Source organism: Providencia hangzhouensis, assembly GCF_029193595.2.
GTDB classification, from domain to species: domain Bacteria; phylum Pseudomonadota; class Gammaproteobacteria; order Enterobacterales; family Enterobacteriaceae; genus Providencia; species Providencia hangzhouensis.
In genome coordinates this window covers 1201290-1225204 of the sequence record NZ_CP135052.1, presented here as the reverse complement: position 1 = coordinate 1225204, position 23915 = coordinate 1201290, and the positions used below count along the sequence as shown (strand labels likewise).

The 23915-nt window shown below is 41.4% G+C and carries 19 protein-coding genes; 5 read left to right on the top strand and 14 right to left on the bottom strand.

What is annotated here, in order from left to right:
* Positions 1 to 45: 45 nt before the first annotated feature.
* Positions 46 to 1794, top strand: coding sequence for a YbaL family putative K(+) efflux transporter (ybaL, locus tag PZ638_RS05270; protein WP_094960970.1), 1749 nt, complete (start codon positions 46 to 48; stop codon positions 1792 to 1794).
* A 108-nt stretch (positions 1795 to 1902) separates the two neighbouring features.
* On the opposite strand, the gene PZ638_RS05265 is transcribed toward ybaL, so the two are convergent.
* The 4 genes from PZ638_RS05265 to PZ638_RS05250 form a co-directional block, all read right to left on the bottom strand.
* Positions 1903 to 2253: a DUF1937 family protein gene (locus tag PZ638_RS05265; RefSeq protein ID WP_036958284.1), complete on the bottom strand. Its 351-nt coding sequence runs from the start codon at positions 2251 to 2253 to the stop codon at positions 1903 to 1905.
* Between the two features lie 110 nt (positions 2254 to 2363).
* Positions 2364 to 3140 carry a DeoR/GlpR family DNA-binding transcription regulator gene (locus tag PZ638_RS05260; protein ID WP_004260363.1) on the bottom strand — a complete coding sequence of 259 codons (777 nt, stop codon included), beginning with the start codon at positions 3138 to 3140 and terminating at the stop codon, positions 2364 to 2366.
* 35 nt (positions 3141 to 3175) lie between these two features.
* Positions 3176 to 4405 (bottom strand): NAD(P)/FAD-dependent oxidoreductase, encoded by a 1230-nt coding sequence (locus PZ638_RS05255; RefSeq protein ID WP_153673148.1) that lies wholly within the window; start codon positions 4403 to 4405, stop codon positions 3176 to 3178.
* Entirely contained in the window at positions 4402 to 5802 is a 1401-nt protein-coding gene (locus tag PZ638_RS05250; protein WP_272673997.1) for an NAD(P)/FAD-dependent oxidoreductase, read from the bottom strand. The genes PZ638_RS05255 and PZ638_RS05250 overlap by 4 nt, the downstream gene beginning before the upstream one ends.
* 241 nt (positions 5803 to 6043) lie before the next feature.
* Between PZ638_RS05250 and PZ638_RS05245 the strand changes: the two genes are divergently transcribed.
* Both PZ638_RS05245 and eutH read left to right on the top strand, forming a co-directional pair.
* A complete protein-coding gene (locus tag PZ638_RS05245) occupies positions 6044 to 7483 on the top strand; it encodes an FGGY family carbohydrate kinase (RefSeq protein ID WP_004260369.1) in 1440 nt (479 codons plus the stop codon).
* A gap of 22 nt (positions 7484 to 7505) precedes the next feature.
* On the top strand, positions 7506 to 8756 hold the full coding sequence (gene eutH / locus PZ638_RS05240; protein WP_004260372.1) for an ethanolamine utilization protein EutH: 1251 nt from the start codon (positions 7506 to 7508) through the stop codon (positions 8754 to 8756).
* 340 nt (positions 8757 to 9096) lie between these two features.
* Here eutH and PZ638_RS05235 read toward each other — a convergent pair whose 3' ends face one another.
* The 9 genes from PZ638_RS05235 to apt all read right to left on the bottom strand — a co-directional run bounded on the left by PZ638_RS05235 (position 9097) and on the right by apt (position 19561).
* Positions 9097 to 10410: an inosine/guanosine kinase gene (locus tag PZ638_RS05235; protein ID WP_036958371.1), complete on the bottom strand. Its 1314-nt coding sequence runs from the start codon at positions 10408 to 10410 to the stop codon at positions 9097 to 9099.
* Positions 10411 to 10516: 106 nt separating this feature from the next.
* Positions 10517 to 11638, bottom strand: a complete 1122-nt coding sequence (gene wzz(fepE) / locus PZ638_RS05230; protein WP_112307160.1) for an LPS O-antigen length regulator Wzz(fepE) — start codon at positions 11636 to 11638, stop codon at positions 10517 to 10519.
* A gap of 123 nt (positions 11639 to 11761) precedes the next feature.
* Positions 11762 to 12727, bottom strand: coding sequence for a ferrochelatase (hemH, locus tag PZ638_RS05225; protein ID WP_094960967.1), 966 nt, complete (start codon positions 12725 to 12727; stop codon positions 11762 to 11764).
* Positions 12728 to 12908: 181 nt separating this feature from the next.
* Positions 12909 to 13553 carry an adenylate kinase gene (gene adk, locus PZ638_RS05220; protein WP_004260386.1) on the bottom strand — a complete coding sequence of 215 codons (645 nt, stop codon included), beginning with the start codon at positions 13551 to 13553 and terminating at the stop codon, positions 12909 to 12911.
* A 192-nt stretch (positions 13554 to 13745) separates the two neighbouring features.
* Positions 13746 to 15614 (bottom strand): molecular chaperone HtpG, encoded by a 1869-nt coding sequence (gene htpG / locus PZ638_RS05215; protein ID WP_164561310.1) that lies wholly within the window; start codon positions 15612 to 15614, stop codon positions 13746 to 13748.
* A 362-nt stretch (positions 15615 to 15976) separates the two neighbouring features.
* Positions 15977 to 16576, bottom strand: a complete 600-nt coding sequence (gene recR / locus PZ638_RS05210; RefSeq protein WP_004260396.1) for a recombination mediator RecR — start codon at positions 16574 to 16576, stop codon at positions 15977 to 15979.
* Positions 16576 to 16905 (bottom strand): YbaB/EbfC family nucleoid-associated protein, encoded by a 330-nt coding sequence (locus PZ638_RS05205; protein WP_004260403.1) that lies wholly within the window; start codon positions 16903 to 16905, stop codon positions 16576 to 16578. The genes recR and PZ638_RS05205 overlap by 1 nt, the downstream gene beginning before the upstream one ends.
* 48 nt (positions 16906 to 16953) lie before the next feature.
* On the bottom strand, positions 16954 to 18897 hold the full coding sequence (dnaX, locus tag PZ638_RS05200) for a DNA polymerase III subunit gamma/tau (RefSeq protein WP_096863266.1): 1944 nt from the start codon (positions 18895 to 18897) through the stop codon (positions 16954 to 16956).
* Positions 18898 to 19009: 112 nt separating this feature from the next.
* A complete protein-coding gene (gene apt, locus PZ638_RS05195) occupies positions 19010 to 19561 on the bottom strand; it encodes an adenine phosphoribosyltransferase (RefSeq protein WP_036958374.1) in 552 nt (183 codons plus the stop codon).
* A gap of 142 nt (positions 19562 to 19703) precedes the next feature.
* On the opposite strand from apt, the gene priC reads away from it, so the two are divergent.
* Complete coding sequence (gene priC / locus PZ638_RS05190; protein WP_004260412.1) at positions 19704 to 20252, top strand: primosomal replication protein PriC; 549 nt, start codon at positions 19704 to 19706, stop codon at positions 20250 to 20252.
* Positions 20253 to 20270: 18 nt separating this feature from the next.
* Positions 20271 to 20447, top strand: a complete 177-nt coding sequence (locus PZ638_RS05185; protein ID WP_004260415.1) for a DUF2496 domain-containing protein — start codon at positions 20271 to 20273, stop codon at positions 20445 to 20447.
* 5 nt (positions 20448 to 20452) lie between these two features.
* Here PZ638_RS05185 and mscK read toward each other — a convergent pair whose 3' ends face one another.
* Entirely contained in the window at positions 20453 to 23830 is a 3378-nt protein-coding gene (gene mscK, locus PZ638_RS05180) for a mechanosensitive channel MscK (protein ID WP_206277545.1), read from the bottom strand.
* Positions 23831 to 23915: the final 85 nt, after the last annotated feature.

Sequence of the window (23915 nt, the reverse complement as noted above, 5' to 3'; positions counted from 1 at the left end):
GCATGTACCCACCTTTCTATTTTTATATTCACCAGAGGAGACTAAATGGAGCATTCAACGCCCTTAATCACAACCATTGTTGGTGGTCTCGCCCTTGCATATTTGTTAGGTATGATCGCGCAGCGATTAAAAATTTCCCCTTTAGTTGGCTATCTTGCGGCCGGTGTTCTCGCAGGCCCATTTACCCCCGGCTTTGTTGCTGATGCAGCACTGGCGCCTGAACTTGCTGAAATCGGTGTTATCTTACTGATGTTTGGGGTAGGCCTACATTTTTCATTAAAAGATTTACTTGCTGTTAAAGCTATCGCCATTCCTGGAGCCATTGCACAAATCGCAGTAGCAACCTTACTGGGTCTTGGCCTGTCCATGTTATTTGGCTGGGGAATATTTACAGGTGTTGTATTCGGCCTGTGTTTATCAACCGCCAGTACCGTCGTATTACTACGTGCTTTAGAAGAACGCCAACTGATTGAAAGTCAGCGTGGGCAAATTGCTATAGGCTGGCTGATTGTTGAAGACCTCGCCATGGTCTTAACACTTGTTCTTCTGCCTGCTGCTGCGGCTATCATGAACACCGATGACGCTAGCTTCAGTGAACTCACGTTAGGCCTTGCATGGACAATAGGTAAAGTTGTTCTATTCATATTTATTATGATTGTCGTGGGGCGTAAAGTTATCCCATGGATTTTATCACGTACCGCATCAACAGGTTCTCGTGAACTGTTTACTCTTGCCGTACTAGCACTTGCATTGGGTATTGCCTATGCCGCTGTGGCTATTTTCGATGCCTCATTTGCCCTCGGTGCGTTCTTCGCAGGGATGGTATTAAATGAGTCTGAGCTCAGCCACCGTGCTGCACAAGACACGCTGCCATTACGCGATGCCTTTGCCGTCCTGTTCTTTGTCTCAGTTGGGATGCTATTCGACCCAGTGGTATTAATTGAGCAACCGCTAGGGATTTTAGCCGTTCTTGCCATTATCATTATTGGTAAATCCGCAGCCGCCTTAGTACTTGTTAGGATGTTTGGTCATTCACGACGAACTGCATTAACCATTTCTGTTAGTCTTGCACAAATTGGTGAGTTTGCCTTTATCTTAGCCGGTATGGGTTTAACCCTAGGCGTCATGGATAAAGATGCACAAAACTTAGTATTAGCAGGCGCAATTGTCTCGATTATGCTAAATCCTGTGTTATTTAGCTTATTAGATAAGTACCTTGAGAAAACCGAGACAATCGAAGAACAACTGCTGGAAGAGACTCTGGAAGAAGAAACCCAAGTTCCTGTCGATATCTGCGGCCACGCAATCATCGTCGGTTATGGTCGAGTAGGTGGTATGCTTGCAGACAAACTGCGTAGAAGGGAAATTCCGGTTGTTGTTGTTGAAGATACCCGCGCTCGGTTTGAAGAACTTGCTGAAAATGGCTTTAGTGCAATTTTAGGCAATGGTGCAAATAAAGATATCATTAGCCTTGCGCGTATTGAATGTGCCAAAACATTGCTTTTAACAATCCCTAATGGTTATGAAGCCGGTGAAATTGTCGCAACCGCAAAAGAAATGAACCCAGATGTCACTGTGATTGTTCGTGCCCATTATGATGATGAAGTCAGCTTTATCAAAGAGCGTGGAGCAGACCATATCATTATTGGTGAACATGAGATTGCTAAATCCATGGCGACTCTCATGTGCAATGATGTTGAAGAGTTCGGTTGTTCAATCGATGATTTTATTGATAATGACAATAAAAAAGTTGAAGGCAAAAACTTAGATGAATATCTAAAACCTAGCCACTAAACACCGCCCTATCTTTAAAGCCGTAGCCTTTGGGTTACGGCTTTTTTGTGCACAAAAAATCCATGACGATAAAACGTCATGGATCATCAAGATAACTATAAATAAGCGTTATTCTGCCATTTGTACTTTGAACTCATCCCCTGTCCAAACCGGCAACCCTTGGTCTTTAAAAAACTGAATTTCCGCTGCAACACCACCGCTCTTTTCCCAGCCTGGCAATGTCAGCACAATTAAACCATCACAGCGCTTTAGAAATTCCATATCAATAGAAGACCATGCGACTTTTTGCCCCTGTGAGGCCAAGTATTGGTTAATTGGATGGGTCATCGTGATTTGGCTATAAGTAGCGATACCTTTAAGCGCAAGTTCTGCCGCAAATTTAGTACATTCAGCAAAGCGCATTTCTACGACACTGCTATCGGGGTCTGAATAAGGGCAAGCAATAAAATAGAGGCTCATAATCATTCCTAGTATTGGCGTTAATCAAATTTTGGGTAAAGTAACCCTATGAAAAATAATTAAATATATTTCATAGGGTGTGTTTATAATTGAATGATGAAAATTAAAGCTTATTCAACATCCGCAACAATAATTTTCGTTTTAGGATGTTTTTTATTCTCAGGTAATTTAAATTCTTTGCTGGTTGTCACCAAATAATCAATATTGTCCCAACTCGTCACAAAATTAATCGCATGCTTATTAGCCTTTGTTCCATCCGCTAACACCATTAATTTATCGCTGTTTTCCATCATCTTTTGCGCGATTGCAGCTTCATCGACGTGCTGATCCATCACACCATGCAATGCATGTATCGCCCCTGCCCCAATCACTGCGTAATCTGCAAAAAACTCAGCAATATTTTTTAGCGCAATGGCGCCTAAACATGCGTTTTGTGCGGCGTTAAATTGCCCACCAATCAAAATTGTTTCGATAGTTACGTTTTCTTGTAACGTATTTGCCAATAAAGGCGAATTCGTAATAACCGTTAAATTATCAATCAATTTGATTCTTTGGCTAAATTCAAAGGTCGTTGTGCCAAAATCGATAAACAATGTGTCTCCGGGTTTAATCAGTTCCGCGGCTTTCGCTGCAATCGCTTTTTTCTCATCAACCGCGGCTTGGGCTCTTTCCGTAAAATTACGTTCAAATTTTGACTGAATGTTTACGGCTCCACCATGGACTTTTTTTAGTAACTTTTGTGTTTCAAGTTTACTAAGGTCACGACGGATAGTTTCTTGCGCGACATTAAAATGTTTAGCAAGCTCCTGTACGTAAACCTGCCCTTGAGTAGAAAGTAACTCAATGATGGTTTGATGACGTACTTTTGAGGAACGTCCCTCACACATAGTTTAATCCTTCTTAACCATTTAACTTTCCAGCACTATACAACAGTGATGCTAATTTCAGTAGCTCCCCGTTGTATTTTTGTTAAATCAATGTTTTTCAGTAAAATACGTCGGGTTGGTAAGCAGCGATGCCGTTTTTCATATAACAGAGTATTCCCTGCCATAACACGGATGGTTCCGCTTACTGGTTGTGTAACTTTGATATTAAAATCAATCTGTCGCACCGATAAATCATCAATATCTATACATGCTGGAACACTAAAACAAATTTTCGGGTCATACTGCACAGGAATACATTGGGCCACTTTTAATTGCTGCTGATGATGATTCGCTAATAAATCGTCAGCAATCCGCTCTCCTGTCACCAATCCTTCTTGATAGCATTGGTCGCCCATATCGGCTGGATGCAACATATTACCAGCAGCATAGTAACTGGCATCTGAACAACGCCCATATTGGTCTGTTACCGGTTTTCCTGTCGCCGCATCAAACTCCAAATGGCTTTTACGGATTAACGTATTTTCACCGACAAATTGCCCCGTAAAAATGACCGAATCACACATAATTTTGTGGCTTTTACCGTTAGTTTCAACAACCACATATTCCACACGATCTAAGCCACCAATTTCAGTAATTTTACTGTTTAGATGAATGGGGGTTCCCATCACTTTGGCAAATAAAGTCGCGGGTTTAAACGCTAAAATCCGCTCGCCACTTTCAATCATCGCTTGGGCTTTAACACCGGCGTTTTTTAGTGTCCATAGCGCAGAAAAACTCACTAATTCACTGCCTACAATCACTGGATTACGGCAAGGCTTCTTACCGTTTAAATAAACAAATTGCTGTAATGCCCCGGCTGTTAATACCCCTTGAGGGCGCAAACCTGAAACTAAGCGCGGGTGTCGAGGTGTCTCTCTTACCCCCGTCGCTATCAATACTCGTTTAGCTTGCATTTCAACAAGGCCTTCTGGCGTTGAAACGGTTAATTTTCCATTAGGTTGTAACGCAGTCACGGTACTACGGGTGAAAATTGGCGTGTTTCCCAGTTGATTGACAATTTTTTCTGCAAATTGATTGCCTTTCATCGGCCGTTTAAAGGCTAATATGCCAAATGTAGGGTGCTGGCAGTGACGCGGAACGCCTCCCGCCTGTGCTTCACGTTCAATAATAGCGATATTTTGAACACCACGACGGCGTAACGCCTGCGCTGCCGCAACACCAGTAGGGCCAGAGCCAATGATAATCACATCATAATTTAAACTCATTTTACGGCCTCCACTGCCAGTGTGTGGTCGAAGCGACCATTAATAATTTCAGCCACCTGACTACTACAATAAAACCCATTACAGCGCCCCATCATCACTCGTGTTCTGCGGCGTAAAGCACCTAAACACTCAGGAGGAATATCCGAATCAAATGCGGCTTCAATCTCCCGCTGAGTTACTAATTCACAATGGCAAACAATACCGCCATTGCTTTTGCATTGGTAATCCCGTTGGTGATATTCAGAAATCATTGGCATGGTTGGCCAAATTAGCGCTTCTGGCGGTGATAATTCAAAAAGTGGTGTGAAGTTTTCTTGATACAATTTACCAAGATAACTAGCCACCCCTAAAGCTGAAGTTAGGCCTGTTGAACGAATTCCCCCCGCACATATCCACTGCTTTTCAGGGTAATCATTAATGCGGTAATATTTTTCTTCTGTAGCAGGACGTAACCCCGCATAGGTTGCGGTCACACTGTAATTATGCAATGAAGGTAACATACGTGAACCTTGGGCAATTAAGTCTTCAAGGACTTCTTGTTTTACCTCAGCTTTCCAACGGTCATCTTGTTCTTCCGCTGTTGGGCCAAGCAAAAGGTTGCCGAAGATAGTTTTTGATAACAGTACGCCTTTTGTGATAGCGGTCGGAACAGGTAGGATAATTGCATTGATATCCGCTGCTGCGGCTTTATCATAGACGAGAAACTGCCCTTTACGTGGCTTTATTTGGAACGGTGATGGGTGGCAAATTGATTCAACAATGTCGCCATTAATTCCCGCACAATTAATGACTAAACGGGCAGAAAACTCACCTTTTGATGTGGTTAATCGCCATATTCCATCATTGAGTGCTCCACCGCTTACCTCACAATGAAAACGGTATTCAGCCCCATGTTTCATCGCTTGGGTTAAATACGAAAGTGGTGTACTCCATGGGTCAATAACCGCTTCACCTGGCACAGAAACAGCCGCGAGTGCTCCCGGTGCTAGATGAGGTTCTCTGCGATAGAGTTCTTCTTTATCAATAATTGCCACATCTAATACATTGTTAGTGTGTGCTTGCTCTACTATCGCGGGCAATTTACTGAGCTGCTCATCATTCCATGCAACCACTAATGCCCCTGTTTCAAGAAGAGGTAAATTCATTTTTTCTCTGATTTCAATGAATTCACGATACCCCTCTTGCATGCACTCAAGTTCTAGACTCCCTGGTGTGGCGTCAAAACCTGTGTGTAATAGTGCACTATTTGCCTTACTTGCTCCCGAAAGGATGTCACCTCCACGTTCAAGTAACAACGTATTGGCACCCATCAGTGTGAATTTACGTGTCACAGCACAGCCAATGACACCACCGCCGATGACAATGACATCCCAAATTTTTTTATTATTAATATCCATGGCTGAGATCCTTAACTTAAAACTTGCACACATAAAACCACATAATTCCCACAATCACAATAATTAAAACAACACAAAGCACAACAACAACCAAAAAATTACTCACATTGTTACTTTATTGTGATTTTTGTCACATTAGTGAAACTTACTGTGAGTTTTTTGTGGATTTTATTTCCGATTAAACGATAGTAAGCAAAAAAACAGACCTATTTACAACATTTATAACACTGGGAATACTGTGATGCTCAATCAACGTTATGCGGCTATCGATCAGGGAACAACGGGAACCCGGGTCGTTGTCTTTGAAGAAGGCGGCCATTATCACTCCCCTATGAGCATTCCTCATAAACAAATCACATTGAATAGTGGTTGGGTTGAACATGACCCAGAGGAAATACTGGCCAATATCATTAAATGCTTACATAGCTGTGAAGTGGTTGATGCTATTGGGCTTTGCCACCAAGGCGAAAGTATTGTGGCGTGGGATGCGGACAGCAAGCGCCCTTTATACAATGCTATTGTTTGGCAAGACTTACGGACAGAAAAAACTATCTCAATGCTCAAGGAAGCAGGGTTAGAGCCGCTGGTACAGTCTAAGTCAGGCTTACCGCTAGACCCTTATTTTTCCGCCAGCAAAATGGGTTGGATTATTGAAAATGTTGTCGGTGCGAAAACATTAGCGGATAAAAATAAATTACGCATTGGTACGATGGATGCATTCTTCCTCGACCGCTTATGTGGCGTATTTGTCACCGACTACAACTCAGCGTCTCGAACTTCATTACTCAATATTCATACCTTGGAGTGGGACCAAGAGCTATGTGACATTTTTGGTGTTCCCATCCATTGCTTGCCGCCTATTAAAGACAATATTGGTGACTTTGGCGCAATAAATCTTGATGGGCACCTCACCCCAGTCACCGCCATTATTGTTGACCAATTTGCCGGCACATTCGGCCATGGTTGTCGTGAAAAAGGTGATGCCAAAATCACCTTCGGCACAGGCGCGTTCTTGCAAGCACTTACTGGCACCGATATTCCACAAACTCATAACAGTGGTTTATTACCGACACTCTGTTGGAAGTTTCCCAACCAACCCCCTGTCTTTGGCTTAGATGGTGGCGTATACAACGCAGCATCTGCCATTAATTGGGCTCGCAAAATCGGTTTGTTTGACTCATTCGATGAACTGGGTGATTTCAGGGCTGAATCCGCCATTAAACGTGGTCTTGCCTTTGTCCCAGCGTTATCTGGTTTAGGGTGCCCATACTGGGATCGCAGTGCCGCAGGTCTCTGGGCTGGGCTTTCATTAGATACTGACAAAAAAGACATGATGCAGTCTGTCTTGGAAGGTATAGCAGCACGCTCCGCTGAAGTTATTTTTGCAATGGAAAAAATTTCACCGCTAGGCCAATCAATCTCAGTCGATGGAGGGCTTTCTTCAAATCAATATTTTAAGCAATTTTTAGCTAATTTATTACAAAAAGACATTGAAGCACCAGCAAACCGTGAAGTAACCGCACTAGGCGCTGCCTTATTGGCTCGCAAAGGCATAGGGATCACTCACGAAATGGCGGTAAGACGCAACGCTACTGTGACACATCCTGATGGAACGAATATGCAAGGTGTGATGGAACAATATCGCGACATCATTGCCCGTTCTCGCCAATTAAGACACTAAAATAATAAAAGGAAACCCTACCATGGCTGAATTCGGAAATTATATTATTTATTTGATCATGTGCGGAGCCATCATTGGCGCAGTCGCATCCATAGTGAAACCAACCAGTGAACTTGGGAAAGAGTTTGTTAACGGGATCTTTTCTATCGGCCCTGTATTTCTTGCTCAAGCGGGGATCATGGCCGCAGTGCCGCTGCTCTCACAGTTAATCTCTTACATCCTTGGTCCCGTCTTTTCTTCAGTCGGATCAGACGTCTCCATTGCAGCTTTATCAATTATTGCGGTTGATATGGGCGGTTACCAGCTAGCTGATGCTTTGACAACTAATCGAGATATGTGGATCACGGCAATGCTGATCGGTTATACCTCGGGTGCCACCATTGTTTACCTGATCCCTGTAGGGTTAACAATGTTAAATCGCAAAGATCATAAGTATCTTGCGCTTGGTGCAATGGCTGGGTTGATCTCAATACCATTTGGCGTACTCGCTTCGCTTCTGTTGATTACATTCAATAATATTCCTGTCAGGGATATTATTTCCACGAACTCACCGGCAGCACATCAATTAACCTTAGATTTCTTTACCATGTTGCAATACTTGATGCCGCTGTTTGTATTCTGTTTCTTATTGGCTGCTGGGCTAAAATATCGCCCAATGTTAATGGTAACCGGCTTCCTGATTTTCGGTAAAATCATGGATGCATTCGTCAAATTAGTCTTAGCGTTTTCCATTGTTGAACACTTTACTGGTGTATTCACTAAAGTTTTCGGCGCATGGGGCTTCGACCCGCTATTTGCTGACCAAAATGAGCTATTCCGCGCCATCGAAATTGCAGGCTATATCGGTATTATGTTAGCGGGGACATTCCCAATTTGCTATCTGTTCCAACGCTACTGTAAGCCTTTAGTACGTGCATTAAGTAACCGTTTAAAGCTGAGCGATACGGGTTCTTTAGGATTTATTATGGTTATGGCAAACATTATTGCTACTTATCACTTATTCAAAGAAATGCGTGCGAGGGATAAAGTATTATGTGTCGCATTCGGTGTTTGTGCACAGGCAACCATCGGTGACCATCTTGCTTTCACCGCTAACTTCCAACCCACTCTCGTTTTACCTATTTTACTTGGTAAGTTGGTAGGCGGCTTCTTAGCGGTATTTATTGCGATTAAAATCTCAGTACCGCAGGCAATGCGTTATGAAGCTGAAGATGCAAAAGCAGCCGAAATAGTTAAAGAAGAAAGTGAACTCGCTGTTGCTAAACAACATTAATTAGCATTAACCATACTTATATATTTAAAGATAATTAGCTGTATGCCAAATATGAATACTCATAAAGTAGCATACGGCTTTTATTTATTAGTCTGAAATTAACTCAAACTCTCATCAATTATTAATATTGTACTCACTATATGGTTATCTATATTAGTCATCATTAATCATTACATTATTTATAGATACATAATTTGAAGGTAAATAATTACCTTAATTAATAAAATTTAGTGACAACAACTCATCAAAATAATTGTTCAAAAAGAAAGGCACCTCAATAACAATTATATTGAAGTGCCTTAAAATCGATATCATTAATTAAAATGAGAATCATTTCTCTTTAACGTTCCCAATAAGACTCTTCTAAGCTATCTTCTTTTTCAGGTAAGCCACGAGTCAAACGAGGCGAATGCTGAGTTAATACTTGATAACTTACACGATTAGCATATTTACATACTTGAGCTAAAGAAGAATACGTTAAGTATTGGCGCTCATGTTTACTGGAATTAGGCACATTAGAACGGTGGTAAGAATTGGCGGTAATATCGTGAAGTAATGCCGATAAAGCCCCGTCTCCCGCCCCATTTGTGTTCATTATTTTCTCAGGTCCCCCCATATAAGGCTCGATATGAGAGAAAATTCGTAATGGAACTTGGCAATCTTGCTGGCGCATTGCTCGGCTAAACTCGTACAAGTTAAATTCTGCAATTGCCCCCGGTAATAGTGGATGTTGCGTCGTACGTTTATAGGCGTCTTCGGTGTAGCCTGCCATATACAGGCCTGATGGGCCCGCCGTACATAAAACTAAATCTACCCAGTCTAATGCCATATTAGAGGCAAGTAATGGGTCACTCAGCCCTGTCAGTTCCTGCGCTTCGTCTTCATTCATTGCAACTACTGAAATATGCTCCGCTAAAAAATCACGCCAAAACTGAGGGTCTTGAGCAATAACAAATTTAGTTCCGAGCGTTAACACGACGGGGACATTGTGCTTTTTCGCATATGCAATAGCCTGCATAGTCGCATCAGGCATGGTTTCTCCGGGTTTACAGCGGACTAAATAAGCCGTTAATACCAACGCAGAAGCCCCAGCAATAATGTCCTCGGGAATGCTATTTGGGTGCAAGCGATTCATATGGCCAGGGCTGATAGCAAACGTTCGCTCGCCATTTTCAGTGATCAAGGTAAAGCAGCGCCCGATAGGGCCATCCACACCTTGTAGAAAATTCAAATCCATGCGACTTGAGGTGTGACACAAATAGCGATACGCATAGCTACCAATTTGGATGCTATTGCACATTGTGCCCAATAAAACTGACCTGTCATCGGCTAAAACCGAATAGTTGTGCAGCGTATTGCCAATCGTTCCACCTGCAAACTCATGAGTAATCAAGGCATTATCTGTAAGTTCTTTATACAAAGCTTCGGCGACATCGTCTTCAATAACCAGCGAATGCCCCTTACTCAATTGATAGCGCTGAATGAAGTCGTCATCCACTTTCGCTTCAATATCGACTAATGTTTGGTCGATACCAACAATATAGGACTTACAATTCTCATCATCCGCCAATGTTTCTTTTAAAGGCTGTAATAAAGGATCTCTGAGACTAACAGGAAAATAGTGTTTTGACTTGCGTTGACCGGGGAATTTCATAATTAGAAGATTAACAATGGAACATCACCCTATTCTAGCACGATAAAATAAAGCCAGCACCTGCAAAGAAGGCACTGGCCCCATTGTTTGTCATTTGGAAGTTATTTTATTGATTTTGATATTTATAATCGCGATAAAGCTCCCGACTTAACACAAATGCACAGCTCAAAATTAAACCGAGTATTGCGCTTAATGCAACAATTAACGATGATTTTGGTGAATCTTTATGCAACGGTAAGTCTGGCGTTAAAATAAACTTAACGGGTGTAAAATCTAATTCTTTAGCGGTTACTTCTTGTAAATTATCAAGGTAAATTTTACGGTTCTGTAAATTTTCGCTCATCAATGCCAAATCACGATTTTGGGTTTCAATCAGTAATTTTTTCTCTAAAGCTTCAGTTCCTAACGCAATAGGGTAATCAGGGTCATCATTGATAGCAACAGAATCGCTGGCTATCGGCTTTTCAATTCCAGCTGCTTTTGCAATATCAACGGCTCGTTTAAGCCTTTCAACCTTAACATCGTATTCAGTTTGAATTTTGCTAACTTCGCGTTTTAGTGACTCACTGGCATAAATAAGTTTCTCTGAAATCATATTGTCGATTTCAACTTTTAACTGTTGCCTTACTTTCGATGCGCTATAGCGAATATAACCTTCAAGTAAATCTTGGGCTTCCGTTGGCAAAGGTGCAGTAAAGCTCAAAACAATATCATTTGAAGTACTGTTTTTCTCTTTTGAGAGATCTTGAATTTTAATATCATTAGAAATGATTGAATTTACTAGCCTTTGTTGAGCAATAACATCATCTTTCGGGTCAATTTTCTCTGCCAGATTATGGTAATAATCAGTACTTCTTATATAACTTTCTTGATTAACTTTCGAACGATACTGGTCAACAAATGCATTAAAAATACGTTGAGCACTTAAATCAATCGGAATATCTAATACATCCAGTTGAGCTTTAAATGCGTTAACTTCTTTGAGCTCTTCAGATGCAGGAGGAATGACAATAGCAGTACTGCTCCATTTTTGAGGTAATAGTTTTACAACACCAACACTCACCACGATACAAACAACCGTAAATATAAGAATCAAAAATTTATGTTTTAACAAAATGGAAAACAAGGCCATTAAATCAATTTCATCGTTTTGCTGTATTTGAAATTGATGAGCAGAAGGTGACTTCTGCTCTATATTACCTTGTGGTGGCTGCTGCTTATTGCTCATATTAATTCCAAAAGACATAACATTTATTCAATCATTTATAATTTCAGATAAGTGATTATAGTCTATAATCAGCTTATTGATATATCGATAAGCAAACTTTTCTGCATTAATTTACTGAATTGATTACTTTAGAACATCTTGAATTATTGAATTAATCATATGAATGCTATTCGGATTATCATTTAATGCCGGTATATAATTATATTTGTTACCACCACTACTCATAAAAAACTCTTTATTTTGCTCGCTAATTTCTTCTAATGTTTCTAAGCAATCAACTGAAAAACCAGGACAAATGACCTGAACCGACTTTACGCCTTGGGAGGGTAATTCATGCATGGTTTTATCCATATATGGCATCAGCCAAGGCTCACGTCCAAAGCGTGACTGATAGGTCAGCATGACTTTATCACTTGGGTAATTTAACGCTTCACGGAGCGCCTCTGCCGTTTTTTCACATTCCTGCTGGTAGATATCACCTGTATCACAATAACGCTGTGGAATACCGTGGAACGACAATATAAGCCTATCGGGTTCACCATGCAGAGCAAAGCTTTCTTCTATCGAAGCCACTAAAGCTTGAATATAAGCAGGGTGTGTCGCATAACTACGAATGAATTGCACGCTTGGAATGGTACGTCTACTTTCAAACGCTCTGGTTAATGCATCATAAACCGCAGCCGTTGTTGTGCAAGAATACTGTGGATACAGTGGAAGAACCACTAAATCGGTCACGCCTTGGTCTAGCAAGCTATCCACCGCACTTTTGATTGAAGGCGAACCATAGCTCATGCCTATCTCTACGGCAATATTAGGCAATAGCTCAGCTAATTTTTGTTTTTGACGTAAAGAGTAAACCAATAATGGCGATCCCCCGTCTAACCATATAGATTGGTATAACTTCGCCACTTTAGAAGAACGAAGAGGTAAAATCGCCCCATGTAAAATCGGCTTCCAAATCAAGCGGGGGACATCTATAACGCGTTTATCGCTAAGAAATTCGGCTAAATAGCGTTTCACTGCTGAGGTCGTTGGGGCATCAGGGGTTCCTAGGTTAGCTAACAAAATGCCGTATTTTTTTTCTGACATGAAACAACTCCTAATTGATAATTATTCCCAACTTTAGCACAGTTAATTAACGATTTTTGTCACCAAGTGGTATAAAAAACAAAGGCAGCGATCATCGCTGCCTCCATATAATACCTTATACTTAAAATAATTCGAATTGCAGTTACGATTACTGCAACACAAAGCATGGTAAGTACAAATATTAACCTAAGATTTTTGCTAGTTCTTCACTAACTTCTGCCACTTTACGAGTACCGTCTAATTTGAAGTACTTGGTATTACCTTGTTTAGCTTCATTTTGGTAATACGCAATTAAAGGTGCAGTTAATGCATGATATTCAACCAGACGCTTACGCACGGTGTCTTCTTGGTCATCTTTACGGATGGTTAATTCTTCACCTGTTACATCGTCTTTGCCTTCAACCTTTGGTGGGTTGAAGTTGATGTGGTAAACACGGCCTGATGGCGCATGTACACGACGACCAATGATACGCTCAACAATGATATCGTCTGGTACATCAAATTCCAGTACGTTATCAACCGTGATACCCGCTTCTTTCATCGCGTCCGCTTGTGGGATTGTACGAGGGAACCCATCCAACAAGAAGCCATTGCGGCAGTCATCTTGTTTGATGCGCTCTTTAACTAATGCGATAACTAATTCATCAGTAACTAATTTACCGTTATCCATCAGCTCTTTAGCTTGTAAGCCGAGTTCGCTCCCTGATTTAACAGCTGCACGTAACATGTCACCTGTTGAAATTTGAGGGATCCCAAACTTTTCCATAATAAATTGAGCTTGAGTGCCCTTACCAGCGCCTGGAGCGCCAAGCAGAATGATACGCATTGCGTAAACCCCTTGCTATTTAGATTTTTATAATTTGAAAAGAAAACAAGCTACCATACCATTAGCATACGGCTTTACTCAAGAACACACGTAAACGATTTCGCATTTATCTTTTTTCGCAAAAGAAAAAAACCACGCTAAAGCACAAGCAAAAGCGCGGTTTATGCTCAATATCGAAAATATCAAATTAAATTACTTTAGAAGTAATTCATTGATTTTACGAATAAATAGGTTTGGATCTTCCAATGTACCACGTTCTGCTAATAATGCTTGATCCAACAATACATCTACCCAATCAGCAAACACAGATTCATCTGACACTTCTGCGGCTTTTTTCACCAATGGATGTGTTGGGTTCAATTCGAAGTTATATTTTACTTCTGGCGCGGCTTGCCCTGCTGCTGCAAACAGTTTTGCCATTTGTGTACTCATTTCATCCGCATCTGTCGTAACAATGGCAGGCGTATCCGTTAAGCGATGTGTGAGTTTAACTTCTTTAACACGCTCACCAAGGAATGATTTAACGCGTTCAACAAATGGCTCTAATTGTTTATCCGCTTCCTCTTGTTCCGCTTTGTTTTCATCCGCTAGCTTATCTAATGACTCGTCTGCTTTGCTCACGGATTGGAACTGTTTACCGTCGAATTCAGACAGATAGTTCATCATCCATTCGTCAATACGGTCAGATAACAGTAGGACTTCAATACCTTTTTTACGGAATAGCTCAAGGTGTGGGCTGCCTTTCGCCGCCGCATAGCTATCTGCAGTGATGTAATAAATTTTATCTTGGCCTTCAACCATGCGGCTTACATAATCTTCTAAAGAAACATTCTGTACGCTGCTATCGGTATGAGTTGTTGCAAAACGCAGAAGTTTAGCAATAGTTTCACTATTTGCCATATCTTCCGCAGGGCCTTCTTTCATCACCAAGCCAAATTGTTGCCAGAAGGTTTGGTATTTTTCTGTGTCAGATTTAGCCAGTTTCTCAAGCATTTGCAGAACACGTTTCGTTAATGCGCTGCGTAAACTACGAGTTAATGCGCTGTCTTGCAGTATTTCACGAGACACGTTCAGTGGTAAATCATTGGAATCCAACACCCCACGAATAAAACGCAGGTAATTAGGCATAAACTGTTCTGCGTCATCCATAATAAATACGCGTTGAACATAGAGTTTCAAGCCGTGCTGTTGGTCACGATTCCATAGGTCAAATGGCGCTTTAGACGGCACATACAGCAAGCTCGTATACTCTTGCTTACCTTCTACACGGTTATGTGACCATGTTAGTGGGTCTGCGTAGTCATGGGAAATATGTTTATAGAATTCAGCGTATTCTTCGTCTGAAATTTCAGATTTGCTACGAGTCCACAATGCTTTCGCTTGGTTAATTTTTTCCCAAGTTACCGTACCGTCTTCTTCATTTTTTTCTTCGATTTCAACTGGTAAAGCAATATGGTCAGAATATTTGCTAATCACTGAACGTAAGCGCCAGTTATCCAGATATTCCTTTTCATCATCGCGCAAATGCAAAGTGATTTCGGTGCCGCGCTCCGCTTTTTCAATATCAGCGATGGTGTATTCACCTTCACCAGCAGATTCCCAGAACACACCTTCATCGGCAGGGGCACCAGCTGCGCGGCTACGTACAGTCACTTTATCAGCCACAATAAATGCAGAATAGAAGCCCACACCAAATTGACCAATCATTTGGCTATCTTTAACTTGGTCACTACCTAATGACTCTAAGAATGCTTTTGTGCCTGACTTCGCGATAGTTCCAAGGTTTTCAATCACCTCTTCGCGGCTCATACCGATACCGTTATCACTGATGGTCAATGTACCTTTGTCTTTATCGGCACTAATACGCACGCGCAGGTCACCATCGTTTTCATACAGTTCTGGTTTAGATAATGCACGAAAACGCAGTTTATCCGCCGCATCTGATGCGTTGGAGATCAATTCACGTAAGAAAATCTCTTTATTTGAATAAAGAGAGTGGATCATTAATTGGAGGAGTTGTTTAACTTCTGATTGGAAACCACGAGTTTCCTGTCCTTTCATACTCATTAATCGCCTCTATTTCATCAATCTAATTGGATAGGTTTGACTTATCGATGCAGATTAGTTGGGGGCGAAAAAATAGAATTCAACCACTAACCACAAATTAGAAGCTAAATTAATATGAATGAAAGGAAATGACCGAAGACTACGATGCTTTTGCTTGAAGGATATTTTTGAATTAAGGGTTTTGCTTTGAGGGGTTTGCCTTTAAATTTTAAAAACAGCACCTCACCATCATCCTCTAAATAATTTGTGCCGTAGCTAGGCGTCGAATGCATTAATCCCTGGGAGCATACACAAGTATGTGACTAGGGTTGATGCATGAAGACAACAACGCTACGGCGCAAAGAATGACGAGGACTTTAGAGCCGTTGGCGCCCCGCCAACGAGTGAGAAAGTGTGGTTCCATCAACCATTTCCAACTCCCCCCCTACAGGCACCCCGTGTGCAATTCGGCTCGCAGCCACCCCATATTGCGCGCACATTTGCCCAATATAGTTTGCTGTCGCTTCACCTTCAACCGTTGGGTTGGTTGCTAAAATCACTTCATTGATAGTCTCTGATGCCAAACGCTCTTCTAGTCTATCAAGACCGATATCCATTGGGCCAATACCATCAAGTGGTGACAAATGCCCCATCAGCACAAAATAACGCCCGGAAAATTGCCCGGTTTGTTCTATTGCATAGATATCTGCTGGGCTTTCAACAATACAAATCAAACCATTTTGTTGGCGGCGAGGGTTATCGCAGATATTACAGACCTCTTGTTCTGTAAATGTTCTGCAATCACGGCAGTGACCTATTTCAGACATGGCACGAGTGAGCGATTGCGCTAAACGCATTCCCCCACTGCGGTCACGCTGTAAAAGATGAAAAGCCATTCGCTGCGCTGACTTGGGGCCAACCCCTGGGAGACAGCGCAGAGCTTCCATCAAAGATTCAAGAAGCGGACTTGTTTGCATTAGAATGGCATCTTAAAGCCTGGTGGTAATTGCATACCACTGGAAACACTTGCCATTTTTTCTTTCTGCGTTTCTTCGATACGACGTGCAGCATCATTAAATGCCGCAGCAATCAAGTCTTCTAACATTTCTTTGTCGTCTTCGAGTAAGCTAGGGTCAATTTCAACACGGCGGCAGTTGTGTGAGCCGTTAATCGTCACTTTAACTAAGCCAGCACCAGATTCGCCTGTAGCTTCTAGTTGAGCGATTTCTTCCTGAACTTTTTGCATTTTATCTTGCATTTGCTGGGCCTGTTTCATCAGGTTACCCAATCCACCTTTACCAAACATAGTTATCTCTCACAACTGAGGCTACAGCTTAACAATGAGACTGTAGCGTTAAACGGGGCGAATACTCTCTTCATCTAATTGCGCATCAAACATTGAGCGCAGTTTTTGAATCGTTTTATCCGCAATAATAGACTGGCGCGCTTGTGCCAGTTTTTCTTCATAAATCGCCTGTCGCCATTCTAGCGGGGTTTTCACCTCGCTATTATCATCATGAACGATTTTCAGTTCAACAGTACGACCATATAGTTCGCTCAGAGCTTCTTCCAATGCTTTATGTGCCGATGGTTTATCGAGGTGCTTCTGAGCCGAGCGCAAATGTAAAACAATTTGCGACTCACTTAATTCTTCTATATATGAATTCAAAGCTAATTGTTCAACCAGTTTGGGAATATTTAATTTTGCGATTTTCCCAGACCAGCTATCACGAATTCGCCCTTCCTCAATAATTTTAGCGGCTAATTCAGGCGTTTTTTCATATTCCAACGCCTCTTTGATTTCACTTGGCGTTGTTATTGCCTCTTTTGGTGCCATCGCCTCTTCATTTTGAGGCTTCCATTGGTACTGCTTTGGTTTTTGTGGTTTTGCTGCCTGAGCCGCTTTATTTACCACATTTTGTTGATGTTTGCTGGTCACGGCGGCCAGCCTTTCCAGTGCTGATGCCGCCGGCTTAGCCCTTTCAGGCATCACCGGTTTAGCCTTTTTTGGGCTAGGATCCTCACTTTGTGGAGATTGTAGCGCCTGCCTAGCCTTCAATAACTGTAACGTTGGGCTATTGTCTGGCAGATTTTCTGCTCGCGCTTGAACAGGAGGCACCCTTTGCACCATATTTGGTGCAGCAGGCGATGCCGATTGAACAGCCGCCTGTGTAATAACTTTTGGCGGTGCTTCAATTTCAGCAATCACATTTTTCGGATGAAAAGCTAATGCACGTAATAATGCCATTTCAACCCCCATTCGCCGCTCAGGGGCATAAGGGAGTTCTTTTCTTCCAACTAATAACGTTTGGTAAAACAGTTGGAGATCTGCAGGAGAAATTACCCTTGCGACCTGCCGTAGCCGCCCTTCTGTCGATGATGGGTCTGTTTCTTGTTCAGCAGGAAGCAGTTGGATCATCGCGATACGGTGTAATTGCGACAAAACTTCCACCAGCAAGTTTTCCCAATCCGCACCGCGACTAGCAGCTTGCTCTACCTGTTCCATCACCGCCATGCTATCGGCACGTACTAACGCTTCAATAATCGCTAATGGCTGTTCATCATCAAGGGTTCCTAGCATTTGGCTAACTATATCAGCCGTTACTTTCCCTTGCCCCATCGCAATGGCTTGGTCAGTTAAGCTTAATGCATCACGTAAACTGCCATCCGCCGCTCTTGCAATAAGCTGGCGAGCTCGTTGGTCATGTTCAATATTTTCTGCATTCAGAATAAGTTCAAGCTGTTCACTGATTTGCGTGACATCTAATGCTTTTAGGTGGAATTGCAAACAGCGAGACAAAATGGTCACGGGGAGTTTTTGCGGGTCCGTCGTCGCCAACAAAAACTTCACATGTTCAGGCGGTTCTTCAAGGGTTTTTAATAACGCATTGAAACTATGACGAGACAACATGTGTACTTCGTCAATTAAATAAACTTTGAAGCGCCCACGTGCCGGCGCGTATTGGACGTTGTCTAATAATTCACGAGTATCTTCGACTTTGGTTCGGGAAGCCGCATCAATTTCAATTAAGTCAACAAATCGCCCTTGTTCTATTTCAAGGCAGTTGGCACATTTACCACAAGGTGATGCAGTGATCCCTGTTTCGCAATTAAGGCCTTTGGCAAATAGGCGAGCAATCGTCGTTTTTCCTACACCACGTGTACCGGAGAAAAGATAGGCGTGATGAAGCCGCTGATGCGTTAGCCCATTAGCGAGTGCAGTCAAAACGTGCTGTTGGCCAACAACGTCTGAAAATTTTTGGGGGCGCCACTTACGGGCAAGTACCTGATAGCTCATGGATTCCACTGTCATTTAACATGGTACGTGAATATATATAATCATAGTACCATGCTACCACAGCCTCAACCTATACAGCGAGACTGTGATAAAAATAGAGGGAAAATAAAGATTAGTGGCCTGGGAATTCAACAAGGCTATAAGAAGAAACACCTTCTTTTTGCAGGCGCTCAACGCCGCCAAGGTCAGGTAAACAGATGATAAATGCGGCATCAACAACATTAGCACCTAGTTGTTTGATCATTTTAACTGTCGCTTCCACTGTACCACCTGTGGCAAGTAAGTCATCAACCACTAAGACATTATCTTCAGGGCTGATACTATCTTTATGGATTTCAAGTGTATCCGTGCCATATTCAAGGTCGTAAGTCATACTCAATACTTCACGTGGTAATTTCCCTTTTTTACGTACAGGGACAAAACCTACGCCTAAACGTAATGCAACTGGAGCGCCGAATAGAAAACCACGCGCTTCAGTTCCTACAATTTTAGTGACGCCTTTATTTTGATAATGTTCCACTAACATATCAATCGTTGCTTGGTATGCTGCAGGGTTATTTAATAAAGTCGTAATGTCACGAAAGATCACACCTTCGATTGGATAATCTTGGATAGATGCGATACTTTCTTTAATCAATTGCAGTTGTTGCTCTTTAGCGGTCATAATAAAAGCCATGTAGTAAACACGAAAGTGTAGAATCTATGTAAAGTACCATAAAAATGCAATAAGAAGCCGTCAATTTGGCATCAGTTTTGTTGCTGAATATCAATTTTCCGCTATTTTTCACATTTAATGAGAACAAAAAATGAAAATTCCCGCTCTTTTGGATGCGTTAAAAAAGCAAATTGATGAATTGAAAACACGAGTGGAGCCCATAAAAGACCTTGAGTTTTCACATTCACGTTTCGATATGCAATTGTTTAGCCGCAAATCAACCCGTTTAGGGGATTGCCAAAATGAATTACAGACGTTGTACCAGCAATTGTGCCATAGCGTAACGTTAAACCACACTGAGCAAGTTAATTTTCTTACTGAAAAAATCGTCCATCAAATGCAGGCAATTTCACGAGAGATCTCTACACAAGCTTTACGCGAAAAAGAATCAAATTTTACTAAGAAAAAGGAACAAGTTGATTTATATGAACGTTTATCACAACACCAAGACTATGAACGACGCTTGCAGGCCATGGTGAGTGAAAAAGAACTTCATTTAAGTGAGCTAACAGACCACCGTTCGCAGCACCAGTGCCAAAAAGAACTCGCTGTACTCGCAGGCCGTTTGTACCGTTGCCGCCAAGCACTTTTGCGTATTGAAAAAGCCATTGAACATCAAGAAAATCAATATTTTGATTAAATCTTAGAAGGAATCAGTATGAGTTCACTCAAGGATGCTCCACAAGAAATCCAACTTGCTGTTGATTTAATCTACTTATTAGAGACGTCTGAGATAGAAGCTGATGTGGTTCTCAAAGCACTTGAAATCGTGAAAAATGATTATATTGCAAAACAAGTGCAAGCAGCAAAAACTGCCTGCACCAAAGAAACTTAATGAGTTTAGTGCGTTTTATCATCACTATCTTTAGGTGTTCGCTTCACTTCTTGCACTTCATCACCTTTACTATTGTGTAAATGCACTTCTAACTGATTGAATGCAATATCAATATCATTTTCTCGACATAGTTTGTCTATCGCACGGTTCACTTCATCGCTGGTTACGCCACGGTCACCAATCTGCCGTACATAAAAACGTAATTCGTGATCTAACGTGCTTGCACCAAAACTGGTGAAATAGACATTAGGAGCAGGTTCAGTCATTACCTTGCTATTATTGGTTGCCGCAGACAATAAAACGCGTTTCACTTTATCAAGATCAGAGCCATATGCCACACCGATCGCTATGGTGATACGTGTGACGGTGTCCGATAGCGACCAGTTGATCAACCGTTCAGTCACAAAAGCCTTATTAGGAATGATCACTTCTTTGCGATCAAAATCAACGATGGTTGTCGCACGAATGCGAATTTTACTGACTGTTCCTGAATAGGTCCCAATAGTGACGGTGTCGCCAATACGGATCGGCCGTTCAAACAGTAAAATGATCCCTGAAACAAAGTTAGCAAAAATTTCTTGTAAACCAAACCCTAACCCGACGGTTAAAGCTGCTGCCAACCATTGCAATTTGTTCCATGTCACGCCAATCATACCTAATGAGGCGATCGCCCCAATCCCGACAATAATATAAGTTAATATTGTCGTGATCGCATAAGTAGAGCCCTGACGGAGTTTTAACCGTGATAATACCAACACTTCCAGTAGTCCAGGGAGGTTTCGCGTCATTACCCAAGACACAATGATAATCACAAGAGCTAAAATTAAATTCGCTAACGTCACGAATTGTAAGATATTTCCCCCTTCTGCCGATGTGGCAGTATAGCTCCATAAGTTCACGCTATCTAAGAAAGAGAAAATGGTTATAAAATCAGACCAAATCGTATAAAACGCCAAAGCGAAAATAATAAACAACACCATTGTTGTGAGACGTAATGATTGCTGGCTAATCAGCTCAATAGTCATTGGTGGCTCTTTAATTGGCTCGTTTTCTGCATCTTCTTGCTTCGACATCGCACGGCGTTCTATAGCACGTTGATATGCTAATTTACGAGCAACCAGTGTTAAACCTCTCAAACACGCGCTATAAGTGATATACCATAGGAGTAATAGGTATAAACTGTCTATCCAACGGTTTGCCAAGCGCAATGTGGTGTAATAATACCCCGCCATCATTAAGCCCACTAAAATTAATGGCGAAAATGTCAACAATGTCACAACGATACTACGCGTTAAGTGACTCCCTTTCTCTTGCCAAACTTGTTTGCAAAATGGAATAGTAAAGATGCACAGTAGAATAAGAGAAACCAGCACGATCAACTGGCCAATCACGTCCTCAGACACTTTCAGTGGGTTGCTAACACCATAAGTAGAAAAGAAAATGAGTGGCAATAGAGGAATAGATAGCCTGATCATCCTGCGTCGAGTCTGGGATATTTTTTCTTTTTCGATACCAAAGTGTTTTTGTGCAATACCTTGTGGTTTTAATACTCGGAAAGTCAGCTCAAATAATGCCCAAAATATCGCCAATTGTTGGCAAAATTGCCAAAAGAATGGCCCTTGTACATTCCCTGTTTTCAAAAACCAATAGCCAAATGCCAGTAAAAACAGTGAAATAGGTAATGTTTGCATTAATGTTAACAACAGTGCCAACGGGGTACTTAATACACTGTCATTACGTAAGCTGGAAAGCCGTTGGTCAATATCCTGCAGTCGGTTACTAATTTTGCGATTAAACCAAATAAACAGCAATGCGACTAAAACCAGTGGAACAACGACCAATAATGAAGCCGTCACTCCACGCTTAATACTACGATTCGATAAACTAAAATCAAAATTATGAATCTGTGCTGCCGCAGCTTCTGGAAAACCTTTAACCCATTCCAAATCCATCGGTTTATTACTATTCACCCAAAATATTTGCTGCGCCAAGGTATTTTCAAGAGACCCCACTACACTCAATAATTGGTTTTGATCAAGTTGCAAGTTGATTGCTTGGGAAATTTGCCCGCCAAGCTGCTGGTTGAGTTCATCTAATAACCCACGACGTACTTCCAATAGTTTCAATAACGTAGATTTATCCTCAGCGGATAATAATGCGCTATTTGCCAGCTCATCCCCTGTTTTTACCTCAAATTGCTGTTCCAACTTAGTAATATAATCATTAGGTTGATAAAGCTCATCACGCTGTTGGTTAATATCAAATTGCTCAAGCCGCAAATCAGCAATCGTTGTGGGTAAATTTTTAGTTAAAATGTCTGGCGGCAAGTCAATTTGTTGTTGAAATAAAATTCGTGAGAGCAATAAACTACCGCGTAATACATTAATTTGCTCTTTTAAATTTCGTTCGGACTGCGTCGCTCTTTCAAGCCATGTTTTAACTCGAATACCATTTTGCACCAGTTTATTGCTATTTTCGGTCACTGCGATTAAACGGTCACTGAGCGCATTATTAATCGCAATTTCTTTTTGAATAATGGGATTCTGTTGCGCTTCAATATCGGTTTCAGAAGTACTCAGCGCCTCGCGTACCGTTGATTGGGAGTCATTTAGTCGGCGATGGCTAATCGCATTTTGTACTTGCTGAATATGGTGTTCCAATTGCTCAATATATGCTGCGGTATAATCACGTTGTTTTTGCAGCACATCTTGTAATTGAGTGTTAGCCTGTAGAATACGTTTTTGATATTCATTTTGTTGCTGCAATAAATACTGTTCAACTTGCAGCATGGTAATTTGAGTAGGTCTTAAATTCACAGGTTCATTCAATGAACTATTTAGCTCATTGCGAATTTCTTGTAAGCGCCTCGCATTTTCCAACATCATCGCTTGCGCCCTTTCAGGCTGCGTTTGTAAGCCAATTAATTGACTACTATAGGTTGCAAGGTCATTTTGTTCTGTTTGCAGATTTTCTAAATAAGAGGCTTGTAATGCTTCTAATTGTGAAAGAGAACTATCTTGTATTTTTCGTAGGAAATTTTCGGTGCGTTGCTCATTTTCATTTTTTATTTGCAACAAACCTTGTGCTGCTTGTTTCGATTCTTCACTCGCGCTATTCAGTTTTTTTTGCAGTTCAGCCGTTCGCTGTTCGAGTTTATCCAGCTCGTTATAAAAATCTAAGGTTTTTTCCAGATCAGCGAGAGCAAGTTTATCTTCCTCACTGAGTGAACTTTTTTTATTCAATGCGTTGAGCGCACTTTTTATTTCATTCTTATCAGGTAAGTTATTTGATGTTAATGCCGTAATTGAACTAGAAAAAGATATGATGAAAAAAAACAGTGTTATTGATACTAACTGCCGCCACTTCCATTGTTGTTTCATCATAATGGCATTCCTTTATACAAATAATAATATTGTTTAATTAAACCAAAGTGCCGATAGTCACCTATCAACACTTACTTTCACCTAA

Bases quoted from the DNA above. Each gene is read 5' to 3' on its own strand.
- PZ638_RS05250 (WP_272673997.1), bottom strand. From the start codon at position 5,802: ATGGATATTAATAATAAAAAAATTTGGGATGTCATTGTCATCGGCGGT.
- priC (WP_004260412.1), top strand. From the start codon at position 19,704: ATGAAAATTCCCGCTCTTTTGGATGCGTTAAAAAAGCAAATTGATGAA.
- recR (WP_004260396.1), bottom strand. From the start codon at position 16,576: ATGCAAACAAGTCCGCTTCTTGAATCTTTGATGGAAGCTCTGCGCTGT.
- PZ638_RS05245 (WP_004260369.1), top strand. From the start codon at position 6,044: ATGCTCAATCAACGTTATGCGGCTATCGATCAGGGAACAACGGGAACC.
- ybaL (WP_094960970.1), top strand. From the start codon at position 46: ATGGAGCATTCAACGCCCTTAATCACAACCATTGTTGGTGGTCTCGCC.
- dnaX (WP_096863266.1), bottom strand. From the start codon at position 18,897: ATGAGCTATCAGGTACTTGCCCGTAAGTGGCGCCCCCAAAAATTTTCA.
- eutH (WP_004260372.1), top strand. From the start codon at position 7,506: ATGGCTGAATTCGGAAATTATATTATTTATTTGATCATGTGCGGAGCC.
- PZ638_RS05265 (WP_036958284.1), bottom strand. From the start codon at position 2,253: ATGAGCCTCTATTTTATTGCTTGCCCTTATTCAGACCCCGATAGCAGT.
- PZ638_RS05260 (WP_004260363.1), bottom strand. From the start codon at position 3,140: ATGTGTGAGGGACGTTCCTCAAAAGTACGTCATCAAACCATCATTGAG.
- htpG (WP_164561310.1), bottom strand. From the start codon at position 15,614: ATGAAAGGACAGGAAACTCGTGGTTTCCAATCAGAAGTTAAACAACTC.
- mscK (WP_206277545.1), bottom strand. From the start codon at position 23,830: ATGATGAAACAACAATGGAAGTGGCGGCAGTTAGTATCAATAACACTG.
- hemH (WP_094960967.1), bottom strand. From the start codon at position 12,727: ATGTCAGAAAAAAAATACGGCATTTTGTTAGCTAACCTAGGAACCCCT.
- apt (WP_036958374.1), bottom strand. From the start codon at position 19,561: ATGACCGCTAAAGAGCAACAACTGCAATTGATTAAAGAAAGTATCGCA.
- adk (WP_004260386.1), bottom strand. From the start codon at position 13,553: ATGCGTATCATTCTGCTTGGCGCTCCAGGCGCTGGTAAGGGCACTCAA.
- PZ638_RS05235 (WP_036958371.1), bottom strand. From the start codon at position 10,410: ATGAAATTCCCCGGTCAACGCAAGTCAAAACACTATTTTCCTGTTAGT.
- PZ638_RS05205 (WP_004260403.1), bottom strand. From the start codon at position 16,905: ATGTTTGGTAAAGGTGGATTGGGTAACCTGATGAAACAGGCCCAGCAA.
- PZ638_RS05255 (WP_153673148.1), bottom strand. From the start codon at position 4,405: ATGAGTTTAAATTATGATGTGATTATCATTGGCTCTGGCCCTACTGGT.
- PZ638_RS05185 (WP_004260415.1), top strand. From the start codon at position 20,271: ATGAGTTCACTCAAGGATGCTCCACAAGAAATCCAACTTGCTGTTGAT.